The sequence below is a fragment of the Paraburkholderia sp. HC6.4b genome (genome assembly GCF_014200875.1).
Lineage (GTDB): Bacteria > Pseudomonadota > Gammaproteobacteria > Burkholderiales > Burkholderiaceae > Paraburkholderia > Paraburkholderia tuberum.
This window is the reverse complement of sequence record NZ_JACHDC010000003.1, coordinates 397198-421791: the sequence shown is the minus strand read 5'-3', so window position 1 is coordinate 421791 and position 24594 is coordinate 397198. Positions and strand designations below refer to the sequence as shown.

At 63.5% G+C, this 24594-nt stretch carries 24 protein-coding genes and 1 tRNA gene; 14 read left to right on the top strand and 11 right to left on the bottom strand.

What is annotated here, in order from left to right; genetic code table 11:
* Positions 1-63 precede the first annotated feature (63 nt).
* Positions 64-1362 (bottom strand): HlyC/CorC family transporter, encoded by a 1299-nt coding sequence (locus HDG34_RS06460; RefSeq protein ID WP_184058551.1) that lies wholly within the window; start codon positions 1360-1362, stop codon positions 64-66.
* 112 nt (positions 1363-1474) lie between these two features.
* On the opposite strand from HDG34_RS06460, the gene HDG34_RS40085 reads away from it, so the two are divergent.
* Positions 1475-1588 (top strand): hypothetical protein, encoded by a 114-nt coding sequence (locus tag HDG34_RS40085; RefSeq protein WP_409259250.1) that lies wholly within the window; start codon positions 1475-1477, stop codon positions 1586-1588.
* A gap of 16 nt (positions 1589-1604) precedes the next feature.
* Here the strand turns inward: HDG34_RS40085 and HDG34_RS06455 are convergent.
* Positions 1605-1681, bottom strand: a tRNA-Pro gene (locus HDG34_RS06455).
* A 49-nt stretch (positions 1682-1730) separates the two neighbouring features.
* A complete protein-coding gene (locus HDG34_RS06450; protein ID WP_184058549.1) occupies positions 1731-2723 on the bottom strand; it encodes a polyprenyl synthetase family protein in 993 nt (330 codons plus the stop codon).
* A gap of 285 nt (positions 2724-3008) precedes the next feature.
* Here HDG34_RS06450 and rplU point away from each other — a divergent pair, with 285 nt between their 5' ends.
* The 4 genes from rplU (at position 3009) to proB (ending at position 6153) form a co-directional block, all read left to right on the top strand.
* Entirely contained in the window at positions 3009-3320 is a 312-nt protein-coding gene (rplU, locus tag HDG34_RS06445) for a 50S ribosomal protein L21 (RefSeq protein WP_007180329.1), read from the top strand.
* A gap of 25 nt (positions 3321-3345) precedes the next feature.
* On the top strand, positions 3346-3606 hold the full coding sequence (gene rpmA, locus HDG34_RS06440; RefSeq protein ID WP_184058546.1) for a 50S ribosomal protein L27: 261 nt from the start codon (positions 3346-3348) through the stop codon (positions 3604-3606).
* Between the two features lie 237 nt (positions 3607-3843).
* A complete protein-coding gene (gene cgtA / locus HDG34_RS06435) occupies positions 3844-4965 on the top strand; it encodes an Obg family GTPase CgtA (RefSeq protein ID WP_184058544.1) in 1122 nt (373 codons plus the stop codon).
* 69 nt (positions 4966-5034) lie between these two features.
* Positions 5035-6153, top strand: coding sequence for a glutamate 5-kinase (gene proB, locus HDG34_RS06430; RefSeq protein ID WP_184022882.1), 1119 nt, complete (start codon positions 5035-5037; stop codon positions 6151-6153).
* A 133-nt stretch (positions 6154-6286) separates the two neighbouring features.
* On the opposite strand, the gene HDG34_RS06425 is transcribed toward proB, so the two are convergent.
* On the bottom strand, positions 6287-6844 hold the full coding sequence (locus HDG34_RS06425) for a CNP1-like family protein (protein WP_184058542.1): 558 nt from the start codon (positions 6842-6844) through the stop codon (positions 6287-6289).
* 76 nt (positions 6845-6920) lie between these two features.
* Entirely contained in the window at positions 6921-7670 is a 750-nt protein-coding gene (locus tag HDG34_RS06420; RefSeq protein ID WP_090801927.1) for an RNA pyrophosphohydrolase, read from the bottom strand.
* Positions 7671-7970: 300 nt separating this feature from the next.
* Here HDG34_RS06420 and HDG34_RS06415 point away from each other — a divergent pair, with 300 nt between their 5' ends.
* Together HDG34_RS06415 and HDG34_RS06410 are read left to right on the top strand one after the other, a co-directional pair.
* Positions 7971-9707 carry a proline--tRNA ligase gene (locus HDG34_RS06415; RefSeq protein WP_090801925.1) on the top strand — a complete coding sequence of 579 codons (1737 nt, stop codon included), beginning with the start codon at positions 7971-7973 and terminating at the stop codon, positions 9705-9707.
* Positions 9708-9719: 12 nt separating this feature from the next.
* The gene (locus HDG34_RS06410) at positions 9720-10319 is read left to right on the top strand and encodes a MarC family protein (protein ID WP_184058540.1); all 600 of its coding nucleotides are present in this window, start codon (positions 9720-9722) and stop codon (positions 10317-10319) included.
* A gap of 98 nt (positions 10320-10417) precedes the next feature.
* Here HDG34_RS06410 and HDG34_RS06405 read toward each other — a convergent pair whose 3' ends face one another.
* Entirely contained in the window at positions 10418-10969 is a 552-nt protein-coding gene (locus HDG34_RS06405; RefSeq protein WP_184058538.1) for a hypoxanthine-guanine phosphoribosyltransferase, read from the bottom strand.
* A 157-nt stretch (positions 10970-11126) separates the two neighbouring features.
* A complete protein-coding gene (gene ffh / locus HDG34_RS06400; RefSeq protein WP_090801921.1) occupies positions 11127-12494 on the bottom strand; it encodes a signal recognition particle protein in 1368 nt (455 codons plus the stop codon).
* A gap of 81 nt (positions 12495-12575) precedes the next feature.
* Here ffh and HDG34_RS06395 point away from each other — a divergent pair, with 81 nt between their 5' ends.
* From HDG34_RS06395 to HDG34_RS06365, 7 genes are all read left to right on the top strand, one after another.
* The gene (locus tag HDG34_RS06395; protein WP_184058535.1) at positions 12576-13499 is read left to right on the top strand and encodes an inner membrane protein YpjD; all 924 of its coding nucleotides are present in this window, start codon (positions 12576-12578) and stop codon (positions 13497-13499) included.
* An 8-nt stretch (positions 13500-13507) separates the two neighbouring features.
* Positions 13508-13819 carry a PP0621 family protein gene (locus tag HDG34_RS06390; RefSeq protein WP_184058533.1) on the top strand — a complete coding sequence of 104 codons (312 nt, stop codon included), beginning with the start codon at positions 13508-13510 and terminating at the stop codon, positions 13817-13819.
* Positions 13816-14412 (top strand): 1,6-anhydro-N-acetylmuramyl-L-alanine amidase AmpD, encoded by a 597-nt coding sequence (gene ampD / locus HDG34_RS06385; RefSeq protein ID WP_184058531.1) that lies wholly within the window; start codon positions 13816-13818, stop codon positions 14410-14412. Before HDG34_RS06390 ends, ampD begins: the two co-directional genes overlap by 4 nt.
* Positions 14413-14939: 527 nt before the next feature.
* A complete protein-coding gene (locus tag HDG34_RS06380; protein WP_184058529.1) occupies positions 14940-17963 on the top strand; it encodes a ribonucleoside-diphosphate reductase subunit alpha in 3024 nt (1007 codons plus the stop codon).
* A 598-nt stretch (positions 17964-18561) separates the two neighbouring features.
* Positions 18562-19797 carry a ribonucleotide-diphosphate reductase subunit beta gene (locus HDG34_RS06375; protein ID WP_090805471.1) on the top strand — a complete coding sequence of 412 codons (1236 nt, stop codon included), beginning with the start codon at positions 18562-18564 and terminating at the stop codon, positions 19795-19797.
* Between the two features lie 87 nt (positions 19798-19884).
* Entirely contained in the window at positions 19885-20202 is a 318-nt protein-coding gene (locus HDG34_RS06370) for a hypothetical protein (RefSeq protein WP_084754174.1), read from the top strand.
* A 29-nt stretch (positions 20203-20231) separates the two neighbouring features.
* Positions 20232-20873: a histone H1-like DNA-binding protein gene (locus HDG34_RS06365; protein ID WP_184058622.1), complete on the top strand. Its 642-nt coding sequence runs from the start codon at positions 20232-20234 to the stop codon at positions 20871-20873.
* A gap of 224 nt (positions 20874-21097) precedes the next feature.
* On the opposite strand, the gene HDG34_RS06360 is transcribed toward HDG34_RS06365, so the two are convergent.
* From HDG34_RS06360 to HDG34_RS06345, 4 genes are all read right to left on the bottom strand, one after another.
* A complete protein-coding gene (locus HDG34_RS06360; protein ID WP_184058527.1) occupies positions 21098-21574 on the bottom strand; it encodes a hypothetical protein in 477 nt (158 codons plus the stop codon).
* A gap of 25 nt (positions 21575-21599) precedes the next feature.
* Positions 21600-22538 (bottom strand): carbohydrate kinase family protein, encoded by a 939-nt coding sequence (locus HDG34_RS06355; protein ID WP_184058525.1) that lies wholly within the window; start codon positions 22536-22538, stop codon positions 21600-21602.
* Between the two features lie 95 nt (positions 22539-22633).
* Entirely contained in the window at positions 22634-23134 is a 501-nt protein-coding gene (gene tpx / locus HDG34_RS06350; RefSeq protein WP_090801909.1) for a thiol peroxidase, read from the bottom strand.
* Positions 23135-23206: 72 nt separating this feature from the next.
* The gene (locus HDG34_RS06345) at positions 23207-24589 is read right to left on the bottom strand and encodes a zinc-ribbon and DUF3426 domain-containing protein (protein ID WP_184058523.1); all 1383 of its coding nucleotides are present in this window, start codon (positions 24587-24589) and stop codon (positions 23207-23209) included.
* Positions 24590-24594 lie beyond the last annotated feature (5 nt).

Sequence of the window (24594 nt, the reverse complement as noted above, 5' to 3'; positions counted from 1 at the left end):
TAATGGCGTGTTTCGCGAGCCTGTGCGATGCTGAACGAAAATCAGCGTGCGGCGGCGCGAAGTTCAGCCTGACCTTGCTTTACCGGCCTTCGTGCGCGACGGCGGTTTGAAAAGCTTGACGGTGCGGATCGCCTGATCGTCGCTGCGCATCACTTCGAGCTTGGTGTCTCCGATGTGCACGCAGACGTCGCCGTCGGGGATGTCTTCGAGGATTTCGAGAATCAGGCCGTTCAGCGTTTTGGGGCCATCGGTGGGTAGCCCGAGTTGCAGCCAGCGGTTCAGCTCGCGCAACGGCATGCTTCCCGCGACGATGCATTCGCCCGCCTCGTTCCAGCCACCGCGCGAGCTGGCGCTACGCGGAATCGACGTGGTGAATTCGCCGATCAGTTCTTCGATGATGTCTTCCGGTGTGACGAGGCCTTGCAGTTCGCCGTATTCGTTGACGACGAGCGCGATGCGTTGCCGGCTCTCCTGAAAGTATTGCAGCTGCTGGAACACCGGCGTGCCGCTTGGCACGAAGTACGGCTCGGCGAGCAGCTCGCGCAAGGTATCGCGCTCGAGCTCCTGGTTGTGCAGCGCTGACAGCGTCTTGCGCACGTGCAGCACACCGAGCACGCGGTCGATGTCGCCCCGGTAGACGATCAGCTTGTTGTGATAGCAGGTCTCCAGTTGATGCAGGATCTGTTCGAACGGGGCATCGAAGTCGAGGGCCTCGATACGGCGACGCGGGATCATCACGTCATCGACGGAGATGTTTTCGAGGTCGAACAGGTTCAGCAGGATGCTGCGGTGCTTGGTGGGCATGAAGCTTCCCGACTCGAGCACGATGGTGCGCAGTTCTTCGGTGGACAGCCGCTGGTCGCGCGCGCCCTTCGTGTTGATGTGCAGCACGCGCAGGATGCCGGTCGCGAACAGGTTGACAAACCAGATCAGTGGTCTCGCGACGCGCATCAACGGCGCGATCAGCAGGCTCGCGGGCAGCGCGATTTTCTCGGGAAACGTCGCGCCGACGATCTTCGGTGTGATCTCCGCGAACACGATAATGAGGAACGCGACGATACCGGTCGCGATCGACAGCACGAGGCTATTGCGGCCGAACGTATGCAGCGCGAGCGATGTCGTGAGTACCGGAATGATCGTGTTGAACAGGTTGTTGCCGATGAGGATCACGCCGAGCAGCTGATCGGTTTTTGCGAGCAGGCCCTGAGTCGTCTTTGCGCCGAGCGTGTTCTTGCTGGCGAGATGTTTGAGGCGATGACGATTGAGCGCCATCATCGCTGTCTCGGAAATGGAAAAGAAGGCGGAGCAGACAAGCAGTAGAAGGACGGCGCCGATCTGCGCCCATAAGGGAAGTTGTTCCACGCGTCGTGAAAAATAAGGGAAAGGATGGAGAGAATATAGCAGAGGGGGCCGCGCGCTCCGGTGTGGACGAAGGCTGACGCCGCTAGGACGACAACGTGGCAACGTACGCGCTGTGCCTGGCGAGCCGGAGGAAAGAAAGCGGCGAAGGGCAGCACGAGAGCAACGAAAAAAGCGCCGCGCAAAACAAAAAACCGCCCAGCAACACTGCGGCGGTTTTGAACCTTGAGCTAACAAGGAGAATCTGGTCGGGGTGAGAGGATTCGAACCTCCGGCCTCTACGTCCCGAACGTAGCGCTCTACCAGGCTAAGCTACACCCCGATTGGGTACTGCTGACTCGATTCACACTAATTCGGTGTTTCAGTCTCGTTCAAGACTGTCTTGCCGTCGAGTAAGAGCATAATTCTAGCAGGCTCTCCTTGAAAATGGAATGGGGAAATGACGATATTGCTGCCGCGGCTGCATGCGCCTCCTGTTTCGCGCACTCGAGCGTGTGATCCAGCGCGCCCGAGCGCGTGATCGCGTCGAAAATGGTATCGAAACGGTCGGTGCCACCTTGCTCGATGGCTTCGCGCGCAAGCGCCGACTGCTCGGGCGTGCCGCGTTCGATCAGATAGATGAGCGGAAGCGTCGGTTTGCCTTCGCGCAGATCGTCGCCGGCGTTCTTGCCCATCGACTCGGCCGTCCCCGTGTAGTCGAGCCAGTCGTCCATGATCTGGAACGCGGTGCCGATGCGACGACCGTACTCGGCGGCGGCGGCTTCGGTTTTCGCGTCCGCGCCGGCCAGCACCGCGCCGAGCTGGGCGGCCGCCTCGAACAACTTTGCGGTCTTGTAGCGGATCACCTGCATGTAACGGGCTTCGTCGACGTCGGCATCGTGCATGTTCAACAACTGCAGCACTTCGCCTTCAGAGATGATGTTGGTCGCTTCCGACAGAATTTCCATCACGCGCATCTTGCCCACGCCGACCATCATCTGGAACGACCGTGAGTAAAGAAAGTCACCGACCAGCACGCTCGCCGCGTTGCCGAACAGCGCATTGGCGGTCTGGCGACCGCGCCTCAGGTCGGACTCGTCGACCACGTCGTCATGCAGCAGCGTGGCCGTGTGGATGAATTCGACGACCGCTGCCAGCTCGTGCCGGTGCCCCGTCGTATCGCCGAGCGCGCCCGCCACCAGCAACAGCAGCGCGGGCCGCAGCCGCTTGCCGCCGGCGCTGATGATGTACTCGGAAATCTGATTGATCAGCATCACGTCCGACGCAAGACGTTGCCGGATGACGCGATTGACCTGCTGCATGTCTTCGGCGATTGGAGCAAGCAGGCTGGCGACGTTGGGGGAGGTGGTGGCAGTCGACGACATGATGGCTGAATTGGGTAGTGCCGCGAATTATAAGGCGATCGGGGCGCTTCCGGGTCGTCGGCTGCGGCGTGGATGCGCTCCGCATGGCGCGCGGGGCGCCTGCCAAGGCCGTCTGCGGGGCGCCGCGCGTCGCAGGTATGCCATCTGCGAGCGCCTGCGAGGGAGGGCGAAGCCGGACGGTAGACGGTTTGGCAAGCAGGTTTTGACCGAGCAGCTAACTCTATGTATAATCGACAGTTTCCGCGCGCGGTGCGTGGGAAAAATGAATACAGAGTGAGGTTCTCAATGTACGCGGTCATAAAAACCGGTGGCAAGCAGTACAAGGTTGCCGTCGGCGAAAAACTTAAAGTAGAACAGATACCGGCAGACATTGACGCTGAAATCACGCTCGACCAGGTTCTCGCAGTGGGCGAAGGCGAATCGATTAAGTTCGGTACGCCGCTGGTCAGTGGGGCTTCCGTCAAGGCTACCGTCGTGTCGCAAGGTCGTCACGCCAAAGTGACGATCTTCAAGATGCGTCGCCGGAAGCACTACCAGAAGCATGGCGGCCACCGCCAGAACTATACCGAACTGCGCATCGACGCGATCAACGCGTAAGCGCACCGGTTAAGGAGCAAATCAAATGGCACACAAAAAGGCAGGCGGATCGTCCCGAAACGGCCGCGACTCCGAATCGAAGCGCCTCGGCGTGAAGGTTTACGGCGGCCAGGCTATCAATGCTGGTGGCATCATCGTGCGTCAGCGCGGTACGCGCATGCACGCTGGCGACAACGTCGGCATGGGCAAGGATCACACCCTGTTCGCGCTGAAGGACGGCCACGTCCAGTTCTCGACGAAGGGCGCGGCGAAGAAGCACACCGTTTCCGTCGTCCCGGCAGCCTGAGTTTAATCAGGCACGGGCTTCAGGACCGGAAAAAGGCCCCGCGAAGTTCGCGGGGCTTTTTTTATTGCGGCGCCCCTTTAGCTTGGCGCCCAAGCCGCGCAGCCGACCGCTCCTCATAGGCGGACTATGCCGGTCGGTCGATTGATCAACGCGCGGCGCGCGCGGCAAAATAGCAGCATCCAATCAGTATCAACCCCTGCATCGAATCGGGCAGTACACCACGGGACGGAGTAACACATGAAGTTCATTGACGAAGCGAGGATTGAAGTCATCGCCGGCGACGGAGGGGATGGCAGCGCGTCGATGCGCCGCGAGAAGTTCGTCCCGTTCGGCGGCCCCGATGGCGGTGACGGCGGCCGGGGCGGCAGCGTGATCGCGGTGGCTGACCGCAACATCAACACGCTGATTGATTACCGCTACGCGAAAAAACATCTGGCGCGCAACGGCGAAAACGGCCGCGGCTCGGATTGCTACGGCAAGGGTGGTGATGACATCACGCTGCGCATGCCGGTCGGCACCACCATCACGGACATGGAAACCGGCGAGCTGATCGCCGATCTGACCGAGCACAACCAGAGCATGCAAATCGCGCAAGGGGGAGCCGGCGGCCTCGGCAACCTCCATTTCAAGTCCAGCACGAACCGCGCGCCGCGTCAGAAGACCGACGGCAAGCCGGGCGAGCGCCGCATGGTCCGCCTCGAACTGAAAGTGCTGGCCGACGTCGGTCTGCTCGGCATGCCGAATGCGGGCAAGTCGACGTTTATCTCGTCGGTGTCGAACGCGAAGCCGAAAATCGCCGATTACCCGTTCACCACGCTCGCGCCGAACCTCGGCGTCGTGCGCGTCGGGCCGAGCCGCAGCTTCGTGATTGCCGACATTCCGGGGCTGATCGAAGGCGCGGCGGAAGGCGCCGGCCTAGGCCATCAATTCCTGCGTCACCTGCAGCGCACCGGGCTGCTGCTGCACATCGTCGACATCGCACCGTTCGATGAATCGATCGATCCGGTCGCCGAAGCGAAGGCGATCGTCAACGAACTGCGCAAGTACGACGAAGAGCTTTATCAGAAGCCGCGCTGGCTTGTGCTGAACAAGCTGGACATGGTGCCTGAGGACGATCGCGAAGCGCGCGTGGCGGCGTTCCTCGAAGGCTTCGGCTGGGACGGTCCGGTGTTCGAGATCTCGGCGCTGACTGGCCAGGGCTGTGAAAATCTTTGCTACGCCGTGTTCGACTACCTCGCCGAGCACTCCGACGCGCAACGCGCGGCCGAAGCCGAAGACCTGGCCTCCGACGTGCGTTTCCGCGACGGGACGCAAGTACCGGCCGCGACCCGCGAAGCCGGCACCGATCCGCAGGAATAACAACTCGAGCGCCGGCGCCAGCGGCGGGTGCCGGTATGCATCACGCGTCATCTTGGGAGACAGCGCACAATGCGTTCCGTCATCGCAGATTCACGGCGATTGGTCGTCAAAGTCGGTTCGAGTCTCGTCACGAACGACGGGCGCGGCCTCGATCATGCGGCGATCGGCCGCTGGGCCGCGCAAATTGCCGCACTGCGCGCGCAAGGCAAGGAAGTGGTGCTGGTCAGCTCGGGCGCGATCGCCGAGGGCATGCAGCGGCTCGGCTGGACGAAGCGGCCGCGTGAAATCGATGAGCTGCAGGCGGCCGCGGCGGTCGGTCAGATGGGTCTCGCGCAAGTGTACGAAAGCCGCTTCGCGGAACATTCCATCCAGACTGCGCAGATCCTGCTTACTCACGCTGACCTTGCTGACCGCGAGCGCTATCTGAACGCTCGCTCCACGCTGCTCACGCTGCTGGGGCTCGGAGTTGTACCGATCATCAACGAGAACGACACGGTCGTCACCGACGAAATCAAGTTCGGCGACAACGACACGCTCGGCGCGCTGGTTGCCAATCTGATCGAGGGCGACGCGCTGATCATTCTGACGGACCAGCAAGGCCTCTTCACCGCAGATCCGCGCAAGGACCCGACCGCGACACTCGTCCAGCAAGCCGACGCCGGCGCGCCCGAGCTCGAGGCGATGGCGGGCGGTGCGGGCTCGAGCCTCGGCCGCGGCGGCATGCTGACCAAGATTCTCGCTGCGAAGCGTGCGGCCCATAGCGGCGCCAATACGGTGATCGCGAGTGGGCGCGAGTCGGACGTGCTGGTGAGACTGGCGGCCGGCGAGGCGATCGGCACCCAACTGATCGCGCGCACCGCGCGCATGGCGGCGCGCAAGCAATGGATGGCCGATCACCTGCAGGTGCGCGGCCACGTCGTGATCGATGACGGCGCGGTCGAAAAACTGACCGCCGGCGGCAAGAGCTTGCTGCCGATCGGCATCGTCGGTGTGCAGGGTGCATTCGCGCGCGGCGAGGTGATCGCGTGTCTGAGCGCGTCAGGCCGCGAGGTCGCACGTGGTTTGACGAACTACAGCAGCGCGGAAACCAAACTGATCCAGCGGCGTCCGAGCGGCGAAATTGAGTCAGTGCTCGGCTATATGCTCGAGCCCGAACTGATTCATCGCGACAATCTCGTGGTGCTTTGATCTGCGAGGCGGCGCGCATATCGCGCGTATGAAGAACCAACAATTAAGCCGTTCCAGCGCAGGCTGGAACGGCTTTTTAATCGTCACGGATAAGCAACGGCGCCTGAGTCGGGCGCGCGCCGCGCAACCGGCCTCAATGAATCTGCGACGTCTGCGTGCGCTTGTAACGAATGTTCTCGACGATGTGCTGCGCGCTGCCGGTCGGAATCTTGTTTGCGCACATATAGTCCTGATACAACGCGGCCTGGTACGCATTCAGCGCGCCGTTTTCTATCCGCGAAAACGGGTTTGCGACCGTCGTGTCCCAGCCGTCATGATCGGCGTTCAGGCCCGCATACTGACGCCATTCATACGTGTCGCAGCGGATGCCCTCGTAATTGACGTTGCGCGCACCGCCCGGGCTCGTGACGACCACCGTGTAACGCACCACGCCGTCGTCGCCGACGCTGACGGACTTCGGGTCGATCGCAAATTGCAGCGGCGTATTGCCGGAGACTTCGAACGGCAGCAGGTTCGCGTCGGAGGGCAGCGGCGGCAACGTGTCGACCTTGTTTTCAACCCAGTTGCTCTTGCGATCCAGCAGATAGGTGAACTCGCTGTCGTCTTTGTTGGTCGGTTTGCCGGCGCTCGAACAGCCTGCCAGCAGGGCGCCGGTGGCGACGCACGCCACGGCGAATGCAAGTGCTTTCAATCTGATTCCCTCGAGAGACAGACGCGGCTCGAAAGCCGCGCCAGAGAGAGGCGGCGCGAGCCGCCGCCTGGAATGGTTAATCGCGCACGCCTCGTCGTACTAACGGGGCGACGGCCTCGTCGGCTTCGGCCGTTTCGCGCTCATCCTCCGATCTCATGTTGGCATCCGGTGAGCCGGGACCGCAATCCGGCGCGACCAGCACGTGCGTCGAAGTTTCGACGCTGACCGAAGTTACGGTCGTGACGGTGGTGACCACCGTGCTTACCGTGGAATCCGGCGGGCTTTGCATCGACGACGCTATCCGGGGATAACGCGACCCATGATGCCCGCCAGGTTTTTCCGCACGCGGCGCAGGCCGGCGCATGAAACGGGACAGCTCCGTAAGCGCCAACTGATACACATCCCGCTTGAACTCGATCACACAGTCGAGCGGCACCCAATACTCGTTCCAACGCCACGCATCGAACTCAGGGTGGTCGGTGGCGCGCAAACAGATGTCGCAGTCGCGTCCTACCATCCGGAGCAAAAACCAGATTTGTTTCTGGCCGCGGTAATGACCGCGTACTTCGCGCTTGATGAACTTGTCAGGCACCTCATAACGCAACCAGTCGCGCGTGCGACCGATCACCTTGACGTGCTCAGGAAGCAGCCCGGTCTCTTCGTGTAACTCCCGATACATCGCTTGCACGGGGGTCTCACCATATTTGATGCCCCCTTGCGGAAACTGCCAGGAATGTTCACGGAGTCGTTTGCCCCAAAACACCTCGTTGTGCGCGTTCAAGAGGATGATGCCGACGTTCGGGCGAAAGCCTTCACGATCCAGCATACAACCACCTTCGAATCCTTTAAAATTGCTTTGATTATAAACAGATAACGGACCCTACGCACCGAATCGCATCAGAATGGAGCGATTCGCCGCAACAGGCCCGGGTTTGCGGTAGCCTGTCGGTTTTCCGTGCCTATCCCTTGTGAGAGAGGCTTTGCGCGGCGGTTTCGGCGCCGCACGGGGGCAGGGCGCCGCCAGTCGGGCGAACCCTTCCGGCTTCGCCGCGGATCTGTGTCGATTTCCCTCATTTTCCCCTTTTCTGGCGGTCCTACCGGAAGCCGCCGCTTTTGGACACCTTGAATGAAAGCTTCCCGTTTCTTTATCGGCACTCTCAAAGAAGCGCCCGCCGACGCCGAAATCATCAGCCACAAGCTCATGGTGCGCGCGGGCATGATCCGTCGCGTCGCGGGCGGTATCTATAACTACCTGCCGGTCGGCCTGCGTTCGATCCGCAAGGTGGAAGCGATCGTGCGCGAGGAAATGAACCGGGCGGGCGCCATCGAGCTGTTGATGCCGGCCGTGCAGCCGGCCGAACTGTGGCAGGAATCGGGGCGCTGGGAGAAGTACGGTCCCGAGCTGCTGCGCTTCAAAGACCGCAAGCAGGCCGATTTCGTGATGGGCCCGACGCACGAGGAAGTCGTCACCGACATCGCGCGCAACCAGATCAAGAGCTATCGCCAACTGCCGGTCAACTTCTATCAGATCCAGACGAAGTTCCGCGACGAGATCCGTCCGCGTTTCGGCGTGATGCGCGGCCGCGAGTTCATCATGAAAGACGCGTACTCGTTCGACAAGGACGCGCAGGGTCTGCGCGAGTCGTATCGCAAGATGTACGACGCGTACGTGCGCATCTTCACGCGCCTCGGTCTGGACTTCCGCGCGGTGGCGGCCGACAACGGCTCGATCGGCGGCAGCGGCTCGCATGAGTTCCATGTGATCGCCGACACCGGCGAAGACGACATCGCGTATTGCCCGACCTCCGATTTCGCCGCGAACGTCGAGGCGGCCGAAGCGCTACCGCTGATCGCAGAGCGCGCGGCGCCGGCAGAAGAGATGAAGAAGACCGCGACGCCCGGCAAGGCGAAGTGCGAGGCGGTTGCCGAACTGCTGAACATTCCGCTCGAACGCACGATCAAGTCGGTCGTGCTCGCCACCGAGAACGAAGGCGCCGAGCCGACGATCTGGCTGCTGATGCTGCGCGGCGATCATGATCTGAACGAGATCAAGGCGGCCAAGCTCCCGGGCCTCGGTAATTTCCGCATGGCGACCGAAGCCGAGATCGTCGAGACGTTCGGCACACCGCCGGGCTATCTCGGTCCGATCAACACGAAGAAGCCGGTCAAGGTGATCGCGGACCGCACGGTCGCGAACATGAGCGACTTCGTGGTCGGCTCGAACGACGTCGACTATCACACCACCGGCGTGAACTGGGGCCGCGACCTGCCGGAGCCGGTCGTCGCCGACATCCGCAATGTGAAGAAGGGCGATCCGTCGCCGGACGGCAGGGGCGTGCTCGACATCTGCCGCGGCATCGAAGTGGGCCACGTGTTCCAGCTCGGCACCAAGTATTCCGAAGCGATGAACGCGGCCTGTCTCGACGAAACCGGAAAGCCTCGGCCGATGGAAATGGGCTGCTACGGCATCGGCGTCACGCGGATTCTCGGCGCCGCGATCGAACAGAATTTCGACGACAAGGGCATCATCTGGCCGGAGTCGATTGCGCCGTTCGAAGTCGTGCTGTGCCCGATGGGCTATGACCGCAGCGACGCGGTGCGTGAGCAGGCCGACAAGCTGTACGCGGAACTCGTCGCGGCCGGTATCGACGTGATCCTCGACGATCGCGGCGAGCGGCCGGGCGTAATGTTCGCCGACTGGGAACTGATCGGCGTGCCGCATCGACTGGTGATCGGCGACCGTGGTCTGAAGGACGGCAAGATCGAGTATCAGGGCCGTCGCGAGGCCGAAGCGACGCTGCTGCCGGTCGCGGATGCCGCGCAGACCGTGATCGGCAAAGTGCGCGCGGCGCTGGCGAACTAAGCGGAGCGGGCGGTGGAGTACACCTTCCTGTCCGCGACGGTGCTGCTGATCCTGATCACCGATCCGCTCGGCAACATCCCGATCTTCGTCAGCTGTCTGCGCGGTGTGGCGCCGGAGCGTCGCACGGTCGTGATCCTGCGCGAGGTCGCGATCGCGTTTGCGATCCTGCTGGTGTTCATGATGCTCGGGCAGAGCTTTCTGCGCATGATGAGCCTCAGCGACCAGTCGTTGCGGATCGGCGGCGGCATCGTGCTGTTTCTGATTGCGCTGCGTATGGTGTTTCCGCATCCGGACGGTCCGTTCGGCGGCGACGCGCGCGGCGGCGAGCCACTGATCGTGCCGCTCGCGATTCCTGCGCTAGCGGGTCCGTCGGCGTTGGCGACGGTCATGCTGCTGACCTCGCAGGCGCCGGGCAAAACGGTCGAGTGGGTCGGCGCGCTGACCGTCACGATGATCATCTGTGCGATCGTGCTGATGCTCGCCGAGCGCATTCAGGCGTGGCTCGGTGAACGTGTGATGGCGGCGTTCGAGCGGCTGATGGGGCTCGTGCTCGTCGCGATTTCAGTCGAGATGATGCTCGGTGGAATCCGCTCTTTCGTGCACAAGCTGTGAAACGCGAGCCGGTGCGCGCATTGCCACCGTCGCAGCCATAAAAAAGCAGCCAGGCAGGCTGCTTTTTTTTCGCCGGTGGGGCGGGGCGGATGCCCCGCTCACGCTCCCTCGGTCAACGCCCGAATGGTCGGCAGGTTGCGCCAGTAGCCCTTCGCATCCATCCCGCAGCCGAACACGTACCGGTCCGGCACTTCGAAGCCGCAGTAATCGGGGCGCAGCGGTTTCGCCTTCGGAATGATCTTCTCGCACAGCACCGCGGACAGGAAGCGCTTCGCGCCCATCGCGAGGATGCGGTCGCGGATTGCGGCCATCGTCTCGCCTTCGTCGAGGATGTCGTCGAGCACGAGCACCACGCGATCCTTGACCGACTCGGCCGGCGCGACGCGCCATTGCATCTCGTTGCTGCCCTTCGTCGTATTGCGGTAGCGCGTCAGGTGGATGTAGTCGAACTCGAGCGGGAAATCGAGGTGCGGCAGCAGCATGCCGGTGAATACTGCGGCGCCGCCCATCACCGACAGCACGAGCGGGAAGTCCTCGCTCATCTCGTCGCGGATGGCAGCCGCCATGCGGGCGATCGACGCAGTGACGTCCGAGGCCGAAACTATCTCTTCGGAGTGTTGAAAAATATGGAAGGCTTCTTCGCGGTTCATGACGTCTGACGGACGGTAACTGTATACATAGTGTGAGTGGCAACGTCCCGAGAGACGTTCCCGCGAGGGACGGCGCAATGCGCTACAGAATAAACCCGCACAATGCCGAAGTCAGCCGCGCCGCACTCGGCGCGAGCGCGCGCCGGTCCCATCAAGCTTAGCGCATGCCGGGCATCATGCCCTTCATGCCGCGCATCATCTTCTGCAGGTTGCCGCCCTTGAGCTTCTTCATCATCGTGCGCATCTGTTCGTACTGGTTCAGCATGCGGTTGACTTCCTGCACCTGCACGCCCGCACCTGCGGCGATGCGGCGCTTGCGGGTCGCCTTGATCAGTTCGGGCTTGGCGCGCTCGGCCGGCGTCATCGAGTTGATGATGCCTTCCATGCGGCGCATCTGCTTCTCGGCCTGACTCATGTCGGCGCCGGCCGCGGCTTGCTGAAACTGCGCGGGCAGCTTGTCCATCAGCGACGACAGGCCGCCCATGCCCTTCATTTGCGTGAGCTGAGCGCGGAAATCGTTGAGGTCGAAGTCGCCGCCTTTCTTGACCTTGTCGGCGAGCTTCTGCGCGGCCTGCACGTCGACGCCGCGCTGCGCTTCCTCCACCAGCGCGAGAATGTCGCCCATGCCGAGAATCCGGCTCGCCATGCGGTCCGGGTGGAACACTTCGAGGCCGTCGAGTTTTTCGGCGACACCCACGAACTTGACCGGCTTGCCCGTCACGTGACGCACCGAGAGCGCCGCGCCACCGCGCGAATCACCGTCGAGCTTGGTGAGCACGACGCCGGTGAGCGGCAGCGCGTCGCTGAACGCCTTCGCGGTGTTGACTGCGTCCTGGCCGAGCATCGCGTCGACGACGAACAGCGTTTCCGCCGGCTTCAGCTCGGCGTGCAGCGCGGTGATTTCGTTCATCATCACCTCGTCGATACCGAGACGGCCGGCCGTGTCGACGAGCAGCACGTCGTGATAGTGGCGCTTGGCCCAGTCGAGCGCGGCGCGGGCAATGTCGACCGGCTTCTGGTTCAGCTCCGACGGGAAGAAGTCCGCGCCGACCTGCTCGGTCACCGTTTTCAGCTGCGCGATGGCGGCGGGACGATAGACGTCGCACGAAACGGTCAGCACCTTCTTCTTGTACTTCTCGCGCAGCAGCTTGGCGAGCTTGCCGACCGTAGTCGTTTTGCCGGCGCCCTGCAGACCCGCCATCAGGATGATCGCGGGCGGCGCGACGGCGAGATTGAGTTCGGAGGCCTTGCCTTCGTAATCGCCGCCGATCACCGCGGTCAGTTCGCGCTGCACGACGCCGACGAGCGCCTGACCCGGCGACAGGCTGGAGATCACTTCCTCGCCGAGCGCCTTCTCCTTGACCTTCGCGATGAACTCGCGCACGACGGGCAGCGCCACGTCGGCCTCGAGCAGTGCGAGACGCACCTCGCGCAGCATTTCCTGGGTGTTCGCCTCGGTGAGCCGGGCTTCGCCGCGCAGCGTCTTGACGACGCGCGCCATCCGTTGAGTCAGATTGTCGAGCATGGGGAGCGATGAACGGTGGGGCCCGCGCAGCGCGCGAAGCGCAAGACGTCGCGGAGTAGGGCCCTAGTGTAAACTTCGAATATGGATATTGTACTGTATGCCCTCACCGCGCTTCTCTATGGCGGTCTTGCCGTGGCCGGCTGGCGCTCGCACCGGCACGCGGCCGTGCGGCCGCTGCTCGAGAGCGTGCTGCCGCTGCCCGGTCATGCCGCCAACGCGGGCGCTCTGGTGGCCTCCGGCATGAGCGCGCCCGGGCGCGCGCTGCTGTTCGTCGCGCTGCTCGCTCACGGCGTGCTGCTGCATACCACGATCTTCCCGCAGAACGCGATGGTGTTTGGCTTCGCGTTCGCGCTGTCGGCGATGTTCTGGCTCGGCGCCGGCATCTACTGGATCGAGAGTTTCTTTTTCCCGCTCGACGGACTGCGCCTGCTGGTGTTGCCACTCGCGTGCGTCGCGTCGCTGCTGCCGCTCGCGTTCGGCGGCGTGCGCGTGCTGCCGTATGCGGCCGCGCCGATGTTCAAGCTGCACTTCCTGATTGCGAATATCGCGTACGGTCTGTTCGCGATCGCGGCGCTGCACGCGGTGCTGATGCTGGCGGTCGAGCGGCGTCTGCATTCGATGCGCGGTGGTCTCGCGCAAAGGCACGCGGCGGCGGACAATGGCTGGTGGTCGAGTTGGCTCGACGCGCTGCCGCCGCTGCTCACGCTCGAGAAGCTGCTGTTCCGTCTGATCGGCGCCGGCTTCGTGCTGCTCACGCTGACGCTGCTGTCGGGCATCCTGTTCAGCGAGCAGCTGATCGACCGCGCGTTGCGGCTCGATCACAAGACCGTGTTCGCGATTCTTTCGTGGGTGATGTTCGGCGCGCTGCTGACCGCGCGCAAGGTGTCCGGCTGGCGCGGCCGTGCGGCATTGCGCTGGGTGCTGGCCTCGTTCGTCGCGCTGTTGCTCGCGTACGTCGGCAGCCGTTTTGTTTTCGAGGTGCTGTTGCACCGGCCCGTGGTGTGAGTCTCCCCATGCGACAAATCTTTTTGCTGATTCTGCTGTTCATCGTCGGTCAATGGCTCGTGAAGGCGCTGCGCCGCCACGACGCGCAATCCGCGCAACGCACCGGTGCCGGCGGCGCCAACGCTGCCGGCACCGCGAATGGCGGCGCGCGTTCTTCGAATGGGCAACAGCCGCAGCTTGCCGAGCCGATGATCCGCTGCGTCGAGTGCGGCGTGCACGCACCGAAGAGCGACTCGGTCAGCGTCGCGGGGCAGGCGTTCTGCTGCACCGCGCACGCGCAGCGCCACGGCGCGCGTCCGAGCGGCCGCGACGCCCGATGAGCGGCGCGTACACCGTCGATGCCGACGGTTGGGTTCCTGCCGCACGCAAGCTTGCCTCGCCAAACTTCGAAGCGCGGCCGCAAGGCGCGCTGCCGACGCTGATCGTCGTTCACAACATCAGCCTGCCGCCGAACCAGTTCGGCGGCACCGCGATTGCCGAGCTGTTCCAGAACGCGCTCGACTGCGACACTCACCCGTACTACGACACGCATCTGCGCGGCGTGCGCGTGTCCGCGCATTTCGTGATTCATCGCGATGGCGCACTCGATCAGTTCGTGTCGTGCAACGAGCGCGCGTGGCACGCGGGGCCGTCGAATTTTTTCGGCCGCGAGCGCTGCAATGATTTCTCGATCGGCATCGAGCTCGAAGGCAGCGACACCATGGCCTTCGAAGCGGCGCAATACCGCACGCTCGCCGCGCTCGTCAGAGCACTGAAGGCACGCTATCCGATCGACGCGCTTGCCGGCCACTCCGACATCGCACCCGGTCGCAAGAGCGATCCCGGTCCGTATTTCGAGTGGCCGCGACTGCAGCGCGACACGTTGCTCGACGGGCGGTATTTCCCCTATCTCAAGTTTTCCGAAACGCGGTAACCCCTTCGCACGATCTTGCGTGATCCACGGAGAACGAGGCGCAGCCTGCTTCTCCGGGGAGCTTCTGCGCGCCGCGTGAAGCAAAAGTCAAGACTGCGAGCGCAAATAAAACCTTTTGACCTGTCTCGAAACTCCACTATACTTGGTGCCAACAACTGAGTTTCGCACTATATCTTGTGTTGTGCTGTGAATAACCATGTGCATAACCGAGTGAATAGGAGTGGATAAGTCTGCGGCGTCCCGCTCCCCGAGCATGGCGCCGCAAGCATTCCAGACAGCGAAAAAAATTCCTGGGGCGCAGCCGGTAGGGGATCTCCGGCCGCATCCAGAAGCATTCAGGAAAGGACCAGCCAGTGATCGCGACCGACCCGATGAAGACCGTCATCAAATCGAACCAGGCTTCCTCGCAGTTGCATCCCGCCAACCGGCGTAGCCGGCCTTCCTGCACCTCATCGCACGCGGCGGCGCGGCGTTCGATTTAATCCGCGGCACTCGCCGCAATATTTCCAAGACCAGGAGCTTTGCACATGCAAACCACCGACAACGTGACGACCCGTTACGAGGGCTCACCGACTGGCCAGGCCTTCGGCCAGACCCAAGGCGCGCAGGCACTCGCGGCGCAAGCGAATTACGCCGACTACAAGGTGATCCGCCGCAACGGCAGCGTGGTGTCGTTCGAGCCGTCGAAAATCGCGATCGCCGTGACGAAGGCGTTCCTCGCCGTCAACGGTGGTCAGGGCGCGGCGTCGGCACGGGTGCGCGAACTGGTCGAGCAACTCACGCAGAACGTGGTGCGCGCGCTGGTGCGCAGCCGTCCGAATGGCGGCACGTTCCATATCGAAGACATTCAGGATCAGGTCGAACTCGCGCTGATGCGCGGCGGCGAACACAACGTCGCGCGTGCTTACGTGCTGTATCGCGAGAAGCGCAACCAGGCGCGCGCGCATGACGCTCTTGAAGGTCAGACAGCGGAAAGCGCCAGCACCCCGGGCCTGAACGTGACCGACAACGGCATCACGCGTGCGCTGGACATGGCTGCGCTGCGCGGCATCATCGAGTCCGCGTGCGCGAACCTCGGCGACGCCGTTAGCGCCGAGCCGATCGTCGCGGAAACGGTGAAGAACCTGTACGACGGCGTGCCGATGAGCCAGGTGTACGACTCGGCGATCCTCGCTGCCCGTACGATGATCGAAAAGGACCCGGCCTACAGCCAGGTCACCGCGCGCATCCTGCTGCATACGATCCGCCGCGAGATTCTCGAAGAGGAAGTCACGCAAGCCGAGATGGGCGAGCGCTACGGCGAGTACTTCCCGCAGTTCATCAAGCGCGGCGTGCAAGCCGAGCTGCTCGACGACAAGCTGCTGCAGTTCGACCTGAAGCGCCTCGGGGCCGCGCTCGACGCGAACCGCGACCTGCAGTTCGGCTACCTCGGTCTGCAGACGCTGTACGACCGCTACTTCCTGCATCACGACAACGTGCGTATCGAAATGCCCCAGGCATTCTTTATGCGTGTCGCGATGGGTCTGTCGCTGAACGAGATCGACCGCGAAGCGCGCGCGATCGAGTTCTACAACGTGCTGTCGAGCTTCGACTTCATGAGTTCGACGCCGACGCTGTTCAACTCCGGCACGCGCCGCTCGCAGCTGTCGTCTTGCTACCTGACCACGGTCGATGACGACCTCGACGGCATCTACGAAGCGCTGAAGGAAAACGCGCTGCTGTCGAAGTTCGCCGGCGGCCTCGGCAACGACTGGACGCGTGTGCGCGCGCTCGGCTCGCACATCAAGGGCACCAACGGCAAGTCGCAGGGCGTGGTGCCGTTCCTGAAGGTCGTCAACGACACGGCGGTCGCCGTGAACCAGGGCGGCAAGCGCAAGGGTGCGGTGTGCGCGTACCTCGAATCGTGGCACCTCGACATCGAGGAATTCCTCGAGCTGCGCAAGAACACCGGCGACGACCGTCGTCGCACGCACGACATGAACACCGCGAACTGGATTCCCGACCTGTTCATGAAGCGCGTGATGGAAGGCGGCGACTGGACGCTGTTCTCGCCGTCCACCTGCCCGGACCTGCACGACAAGTTCGGCGCCGAGTTCGAAACGGCTTACACGGCTTACGAAGACAAGGTCGCCCGCGGCGAGATCAAGCTGTTCAAGAAGATCCCGGCGGCGCAACTGTGGCGCAAGATGCTGGGCATGCTGTTCGAAACCGGCCATCCGTGGATCACGTTCAAGGATCCGTGCAACGTGCGCTCGCCGCAGCAGCACGTCGGCGTCGTCCATTCGTCGAACCTATGCACGGAAATCACGCTGAACACGAGCGACGCCGAAATCGCCGTCTGCAACCTCGGCTCGGTGAACCTCGTCGCGCACCTGAAGGAGCAGGCCGACGGCACGCTCGCGCTCGACCACGACAAGCTGAAGCGCACGGTCAGCGTCGCGATGCGCATGCTCGACAACGTGATCGACATCAACTACTACGCGGTCGCCAAGGCGCGCAACTCGAACCTCAAGCACCGTCCGGTCGGCCTCGGCATCATGGGCTTCCAGGACTGCCTGCACGTGCTGCGCACGCCGTACGCGTCGCAGGAAGCGGTCGAGTTCGCCGATCGCTCGATGGAAGCGGTTTGCTACTACGCGTACTACGCGTCGACCGAGCTTGCCGAACAGCGCGGCCGCTACTCGAGCTACCGCGGTTCGCTGTGGGATCGCGGCATCCTCCCGCAGGATTCGGTGGCGCTGCTCGCCGAGGCGCGCGGCGGTTATGTCGAGGTCGATTCGAGCGAGTCGATGGACTGGCCCGCGCTGCGCTCGCGTATCTCGACCTACGGCATGCGCAACTCGAACTGCGTGGCGATTGCGCCGACCGCGACGATCTCGAACATCATCGGCGTGTCGGCGTGCATCGAGCCGACCTATCAGAACCTGTACGTGAAGTCGAACCTGTCGGGCGAGTTCACGGTGGTCAACGACTACCTGGTGCGCGACCTGAAGGCGCGCGGCCTGTGGGACGAAGTGATGGTCGCCGACCTGAAGTACTTCGACGGCACGCTGTCGCGCATCGACCGCATCCCGGCCGACCTGCGCGCGATCTACGCGACCGCGTTCGAAGTCGATCCGGTGTGGCTCGTCGAGTCGGCTTCGCGTCGTCAGAAGTGGATCGACCAGGCGCAGTCGCTGAACATCTACATGGCGGGCGCATCGGGCAAGAAGCTCGACGAGATCTACAAGCTCGCATGGCTGCGCGGACTGAAGACCACCTACTACCTGCGCACGATGGCGGCGACGCACGTCGAGAAGTCGACGGTCGCGCACGGCGCGCTGAACGCGGTGAGCTCGGGTCATGACGGCTCGGGTGGCGCAGGCGGCGCGGCAGGCGGCTTCGGCGTGGGCGGTGGCGCGGCGGGTGGTGTGGGCGGCGGCTTCCAGGCTGCTGCAGCGGTCGCAGCGACTGCCGCGGTCGCGCTCGACGCGGCACCCGAAGCGGATGGTCCGGTCTGCATGATGCGTCCGGGCGATCCTGGCTTCGACGAGTGCGAGGCTTGCCAGTAAAGATTGGCAAGCAGCGGGAGCGATGCTTGCTAACTGCACGCGAGGGTCGTAGGTGCTGATCCGCAGGCGGTGAGCGACGCGCCCCGTCGATGAAGTAGAAAGCAGGTCGACGAGCGGTGAGCAGTATCGAAGTCTCACCGCTCGTCGATGCAGTGAAGCAACCCAGCCGTTGGCAACACCAGACGATCGCACGACATGGCATCGCACCTCGACCGCCAACGCTGACGCAACACGCTCGACACGGCTCACCGCCGACTCTCGCGATGCGCGGCTCGTGCGGCATCGATCAATCCATCGATCAGTCCATCGATCAGTCCATCGATCAGTCGGCGGATGCCGTGAACGCACTGCGCAATACATATAGATAGAGCAACGAAACGTCGTGTCGAAACGTTGCTCTTCGAGTTCGCGAAGGACCTCGGCAACACATGTTCAACTCGCGTTCATCACGCGTCACTGGATGGGTCACACGCAGCATGTCGAACAAAGTGTTGTATGAACGTAGCAACGCGAATCGAAAACAGGAATTTTCGCGAGTGAACTCTTTTATCGCTCGTGAAAAGATGGTACAAACCGTTCTAAATTGATGGTGACATTTATGCTCAACTGGGATGACGAGATCACTGCCGTAACTCCCTCGAGCGCGACGCAACCGAACGTGTTGCGCAACGCTGCGGGGTCGGCTGTTGATTCGCAAATCGGAACGCGTTCCGCTCCGCATGCTCCCTCCGCTCAAGAAGTCTTCGCGAACGACGTCGCTGTCGCTCCCGTCGCTCATATTGGCAACGCGGTTGCCAACGCGGCGGCCGCTTCCGAAGCGCGCGTCAATGTCGCCGACAAGCGCATCATCAACGGCCAGACTGACGTCAATCAGTTGGTGCCGTTCAAGTACAAGTGGGCTTGGGAAAAGTATCTGGCGGGTTGCGCCAACCACTGGATGCCGCAGGAAGTGAACATGTCGCGCGACATCGCCCTGTGGAAAGACCCGAACGGGCTGACCGAAGACGAGCGCCGCGTCGTCAAGCGCAACCTCGGCTTCTTCGTGACGGCAGATTCCCTCGCCGCCAACAACATCGTGCTGGGCACCTACCGCCACATCACGGCGCCCGAATGCCGCCAGTTCCTGCTGCGCCAGGCGTTCGAAGAGGCGATCCACACGCACGCTTACCAGTACATCGTCGAGTCGCTCGGTCTGGACGAGGGCGAAATCTTCAACGCGTATCACGAGGTCCCGTCGATCCGCGCGAAAGACGAATTCCTGATTCCGTACATCCACGTGCTGACCGACCCGGCCTTCAAGACCGGTACGCTCGAAGCAGACCAGACGCTGCTGCGCTCGCTGATCGTGTTCGCCTGTGTGATGGAAGGCCTGTTCTTCTACGTCGGCTTTACGCAAATCCTGGCGCTCGGCCGCCAGAACAAGATGACCGGCGCGGCAGAGCAGTACCAGTACATCCTGCGTGACGAGTCGATGCACTGCAACTTCGGCATCGACCTGATCAACCAGATCAAACTCGAAAACCCGCACCTGTGGACGGCCGAATTCCGCGCCGAAATTCGCGCGATCTTCCAGCAGGCGGTCGAGCTCGAATACCGCTACGCCGAAGATACGATGCCGCGCGGCGTGCTCGGCCTCAACGCGTCGATGTTCAAGAGCTATCTGCGCTTCATCTGCAACCGCCGTTGCCAGCAGATCGGTCTCGATCCGCTGTACCCGAACGAGGAAAACCCGTTCCCGTGGATGAGCGAGATGATCGACCTGAAGAAGGAACGCAATTTCTTCGAGACGCGAGTGATCGAATATCAGACTGGCGGTGCGCTTTCCTGGGAGTAAGCCGGGATTCGTATCGCGGATGTATTCATTGATGGGGATGCCGCCGCCTGTGGCCGCGGCGCCCCGGGTTAGGAGCAGAACGGCCTGATGCAAAGCGTGCCCGGTGCCTTGACGGCCCACAAACATGACAGGCACTTTGCGGACCCTTCAGTGGGATGGGCAAACTTCCCCCCGGAAAAAGCCGCTGGCGTCGTTGCCGGCGGCCCGATCAAGCAATTGCCGGCGTCGCCTTGCGACGCCGACCAGATTTGGCGCGCGGTGCCTTCGGGCACGGCGCGCCTTACCGCATTCATTAGCGTAAGCGCGCCGCACCTGCGTACGCCGATGAATAGCCCGCTTCGTAGCGCGCGCCCTGAGAAGCGTCCGCGGGAAGCGGGTTTTGACGAAGGGTGTAGTTTGAACTGACCTCATCTGAAAACCTGAAGGAGAAAATGATGGCAACTGCAAAGAAGGCCGCGGCCAAGAAGCCCGCAGCAAAGAAGACCGCAGCAAAGAAGGCTGCTCCGGCTAAGAACGCTGCTCCGGCCAAGAAGGTCGCCGCGAAGAAGGTCGCAGTGAAGAAGGTCGCCGCGAAGAAGGTTGCAGCGAAGAAGGTTGCAGCGAAGAAGGTCGCGGCGAAGAAGGCAGCACCGGCGAAGAAAGCCGCAGTGAAGAAGGTCGCGGCGAAGAAGGTTGCAGCCAAGAAGGTCGCGGCGAAGAAGGCAGCACCGGCGAAGAAAGCCGCGGTGAAGAAGGTTGCAGCGAAGAAGGTCGCAGCGAAGAAGGTCGCAGCGAAGAAGGCAGCACCGGCGAAGAAGGCCGCAGCGAAGAAGGCAGCACCGGCGAAGAAGGCCGCTGCCAAGAAGGCGGCGCCTGCCAAAAAGGCTGCAGCCAAGAAAGCTGCACCTGCCAAGAAGGCTGCCGCGAAGAAGGCCGCTGCGCCTGCGAAGAAGGCTGCCCCTGCGAAGAAGGCTGTCGCCAAGAAGGCCGCGCCTGCTCCCGCTGCGCCCGCTGTCTCGAGCGCACCGGCGGCGACGGTGAAGACCGCGCTGAACCCGGCAGCGGCATGGCCGTTCCCGACGGGCAGCCGTCCGTAAGCAGTAGCAGTAAGTCGACACATCGTACGATGTGCCGGATGACCGGGTCGTGCTCGATTTCTTGCGGGCGCCACCCGGTCAATGACCCGTTACCGGTGTGTCGGTGGCGGGTTTTTTTTGCCCGTCGTCCCGAAAAGAAAAAACACGCATGGACCCGTGAGGACCCATGCGTGTGAAGTCGTCGTCGCGGCGCTGAACTACGCGCCGCCGCGCGGGAGGTGCGCTTAGTGTGTGACGCGCGTGACGCCGCCGCTCGACAGCAGCCTCACGCGATCGCCTGCGCGGAAGATTTCGCCGGTAGCAGTTTGGGTGACGGCGCGCATGTCGCCGTTGTCGAGGCGCACGGTGATTTCGATACCGTCGCGCATGGCGACGCGGTTTTCGATTGCATTGCCGGCGACCGCACCGCCGATACCGCCGACGATACCCGTCGCGACCGAGCCACGTCCGCCGCCGATCGTGCTGCCGGCTAGCGCGCCGAGCGCCCCGCCACCGAGTGCGCCGATGCCGATCGGCTGACCGTCGTTCGTGCTGATCCGCACCGCGCGCACGCTCTCCACCGTGGCCATGCGAACCGTCTGTTCACGCTGCGCCTGCGAGGCGGTGAAAACGTCGGGAGAGCTGCTGTTGACCGCACACCCCGACATGGCCAGCGAACCGGCGAACAAGGTGACGACGATCAGGCGACTCGATGTTCTCATTCCCAAACTCCCATAGCACGCGATATCAGTGCAGGTCGTATCCGAAGGCCTGCTTGAACCGCTCGTTGATTTCCGCCCGACTGGGCGCGTAGTTTTGCGGGCCTTGATGCTCGATCTTCAGTGCGCCCATCAGGCTGGCGAGACGGCCGGTCGTGGCCCACCCGAGACCCTTCTCGATACCGTAGAGCAAGCCACCGCGAAACGCGTCGCCGCAGCCGGTGGGATCGAGCACCTGCCTGGCCGTTACCGCCGGAATCTCTTCGATACCGCCGCCGTGATGGATCTGCGCACCCTTCTCGCCGAGCGTGATGATCAGCGCGTCGACCTTGCTGGCGATCTGTTCGATCGACCAGCCGGTCTTGTTGCTCACCAGCGCGGCTTCGTAATCGTTGACCGCTACATAAGTAGCAAGTTCAATGATGCGCCGCAGCGTCTCGCCGTCGAACAGCGGCAAGCCCTGGCCCGGATCGAAGATGAATGGCACGCCTGCGGCGGCAAGCTGTTCGGAGTGCTGGACCATGCCGTCATAGCCGTCCGGCGCGACGATGCCGAGCGTCAGGCCCGCCACTTCGTCGGCGCGGTTCTGATGCGACTGCATCATCGCGCCCGGATGGAAAGCGGTGATCTGGTTGTTCTCGAGGTCGGTCGTGATCATCGCCTGCGCTGAGTAGGTGTCGGGCACGACGAGCACGTTTTCCGTCGACAGGCCGAGCTGCGCGAGCCGGTCCAGATAGAGCTGTGCGTCGACGGCGCCGATCGCGCCCATGATGCGTGCGTCGCCGCCGAGCAGATTCAGCGCATAGGCGATGTTGCCCGCGCAGCCGCCGAACTCGCGACGCATGGTCGGCACGAGAAAGCTTACGTTCAGGATGTGGACCTGCTCCGGCAGGATGTGCTCCCGAAAGCGGCCTTCGAAGGTCATGATGTTGTCGTACGCGAGCGAGCCGCAGATGAGCGTAGCCAAGGCGAGCGTTCCTGTATGAAAGCGGTGGGAAGAGACGCGCCGCGCCGACAGCGCCGCGCGCGAGGCGCGGCGCCGTGGTTCGCGCGCGAGAGGGCTTACTTCAGCGCGGCGAGCGCTGCGTCGTAGTTCGGCTCGTTCTTGATCTCGCCGACCAGCTCGGCGTGCACGACCTTGTCGTTTTCGTCGAGCACGACGACCGCGCGCGCGGTCAGGCCGGTCAGCGGACCGCTCGTCACGTCGACGCCGTACGCTTGCGCGAACTCATGGCCGCGGAACGTCGACGCGGTCACCACGTTCTCGATGCCCTCGGTCGTGCAGAAGCGCGACGCCGCGAACGGCAGGTCGCCCGACACGACGATGACGGCCGTGTTGCTGAGCTTCGCGGCGGCTTCGTTGAACTTGCGCGTCGACGTCGCGCAGGTCGGCGTGTCGAGACTCGGGACGATGTTGAGCACCTTGCGCTTGCCGGCGAAGTCGGCGAGCGTCAGCGGCTTCAGGTCTCGGCCGATCAGCGAGAATGCGGCGGCCTGCTGGCCGACCGACGGGAACGTGCCGCTTACTTCGATCGGGTTGCCACCCAGCGTGACTTGACTCATGTGTTGTGCTCCGAAAAGGGCGTCAGTGATGACAATGATGCGCCCGCTCGGGAGCGGGCGCGCGAGGGTGCGTTACGGATAAAAAATCTGTACGCGAAAATTGGAGGCAATCGCGATGCCGGTGTCGAGGTGCACGATCATCGTCTGCGTCGCGTGCGCGGGCAGGCCGGACGCGATCACGGTGCCGGGCGGCACGTAATCCTGCGGCCACAGCACGCGCCGCACGGCGACGTTGTTCTGATCGTCGAGCAGCGTGAGTTCGATCGCGGGGTAGGCGAGCGCGATGTTCAGGCGGTTGTGCAGCGGCATCTTCAACTCGAGCTTGTGCGGGCCGTCGATCTGCCGCAGATCGGAGGGCTCGACCAGCAGGCCTTCGATATCGTGCGGCGGCGTCAGCTGACAGCCGAGATGCGCGCAGGCCTGCGCGTACAGGATCTGCGAGCGCGGCAGGTTGACCATCACGGTCTCGCGTTGCCACCACGCGAGTTGCGCGAGCAGCGCAATGACGAGCAGCGCGGCGAGCACCACACCGGCGACGATCCAGCCGACGCGTCCGGCGTCCACCGGGCGGGTTTCGCGCACGACCGGGAACGGATCGTCGCCATCGCTGACGGGCGGATTAACCGAGAATGGCTCGCCGCTCGATGGGGCGAGCGACGGACCGCCCGGCGGGCGCGGGCCGCCGGGACCGCCGGCGCCCGAAGCACCTGCGGCACCCATGCCTGCGGCGGCGCCGAAGCCGCCCACGCCCCCACCGACCGGGCCGAAGTGCGGCTCGTTGTCGGGCATGCCATGCAGACTTGCTGGTTCGCGCAGCGCCGGTTCATCGAGCGTGGACGGCTCCGGGCGTTCGATCTTGTGCCAGACGCGCGGCGCTTCGTCTTCGACTCGCGGTGGGGGAGCAGGCGCGGTGGGCGGGACAACAGGTGGTTCATCGACCGCGTTGTCGGCGGGATAGGCGAAGGGTTCGAGCGGCGCGTCGGCCAGCGTCGGCTCATCGTCCGCGGGTAGCGGTGTCGTGAAAGCGCCGGCGCGCAATTCCGGTTCGGTCGCCTGGCGAGGAGTGCCCGATGTGACGGGTGCGTGCTCGTTGCCGCCAGGCGGCAGCGGCGCGAGCGGCACGCTGCTCGCGTGGTCGCGCAAACGGGCATCGAGCGTGCTGCGGGAAATGCTGGTGGAGTCTTGTTCCGAAGCCGGCGCCCATGGGTCCCACGCGACCCCGCTGAAGTCCGGGTTGGGTTGCCGCACACCCGACAGCGCTTCGATTGCCGCCGCGGCGGCAACCGGTTTGGCCGTGGAAAAATCGCCGCCTTCGGAGACGTCGAACAGACTGCTCGACGCGTCGAAGACTTCCTGGCAATGCCCGCACCGCACGAGGCCGCGGCGCTGCGCAAGCTGCGCCGGTTGCAGAAGGAAGACAGTTTCGCAGAAGGGGCAACGCGTCGCCAGGTGCATATCGA

Coding starts and splice junctions, on each gene's coding strand:
- HDG34_RS06450 (WP_184058549.1), bottom strand. CDS start 2,723: ATGTCGTCGACTGCCACCACCTCCCCCAACGTCGCCAGCCTGCTTGCT.
- rplU (WP_007180329.1), top strand. CDS start 3,009: ATGTACGCGGTCATAAAAACCGGTGGCAAGCAGTACAAGGTTGCCGTC.
- rpmA (WP_184058546.1), top strand. CDS start 3,346: ATGGCACACAAAAAGGCAGGCGGATCGTCCCGAAACGGCCGCGACTCC.
- cgtA (WP_184058544.1), top strand. CDS start 3,844: ATGAAGTTCATTGACGAAGCGAGGATTGAAGTCATCGCCGGCGACGGA.
- proB (WP_184022882.1), top strand. CDS start 5,035: ATGCGTTCCGTCATCGCAGATTCACGGCGATTGGTCGTCAAAGTCGGT.
- HDG34_RS06420 (WP_090801927.1), bottom strand. CDS start 7,670: ATGCTGGATCGTGAAGGCTTTCGCCCGAACGTCGGCATCATCCTCTTG.
- HDG34_RS06415 (WP_090801925.1), top strand. CDS start 7,971: ATGAAAGCTTCCCGTTTCTTTATCGGCACTCTCAAAGAAGCGCCCGCC.
- HDG34_RS06405 (WP_184058538.1), bottom strand. CDS start 10,969: ATGAACCGCGAAGAAGCCTTCCATATTTTTCAACACTCCGAAGAGATA.
- ffh (WP_090801921.1), bottom strand. CDS start 12,494: ATGCTCGACAATCTGACTCAACGGATGGCGCGCGTCGTCAAGACGCTG.
- HDG34_RS06395 (WP_184058535.1), top strand. CDS start 12,576: ATGGATATTGTACTGTATGCCCTCACCGCGCTTCTCTATGGCGGTCTT.
- HDG34_RS06390 (WP_184058533.1), top strand. CDS start 13,508: ATGCGACAAATCTTTTTGCTGATTCTGCTGTTCATCGTCGGTCAATGG.
- ampD (WP_184058531.1), top strand. CDS start 13,816: ATGAGCGGCGCGTACACCGTCGATGCCGACGGTTGGGTTCCTGCCGCA.
- HDG34_RS06380 (WP_184058529.1), top strand. CDS start 14,940: ATGCAAACCACCGACAACGTGACGACCCGTTACGAGGGCTCACCGACT.
- HDG34_RS06375 (WP_090805471.1), top strand. CDS start 18,562: ATGCTCAACTGGGATGACGAGATCACTGCCGTAACTCCCTCGAGCGCG.
- HDG34_RS06370 (WP_084754174.1), top strand. CDS start 19,885: ATGCAAAGCGTGCCCGGTGCCTTGACGGCCCACAAACATGACAGGCAC.
- HDG34_RS06365 (WP_184058622.1), top strand. CDS start 20,232: ATGGCAACTGCAAAGAAGGCCGCGGCCAAGAAGCCCGCAGCAAAGAAG.
- HDG34_RS06360 (WP_184058527.1), bottom strand. CDS start 21,574: ATGAGAACATCGAGTCGCCTGATCGTCGTCACCTTGTTCGCCGGTTCG.
- tpx (WP_090801909.1), bottom strand. CDS start 23,134: ATGAGTCAAGTCACGCTGGGTGGCAACCCGATCGAAGTAAGCGGCACG.
- HDG34_RS06345 (WP_184058523.1), bottom strand. CDS start 24,589: ATGCACCTGGCGACGCGTTGCCCCTTCTGCGAAACTGTCTTCCTTCTG.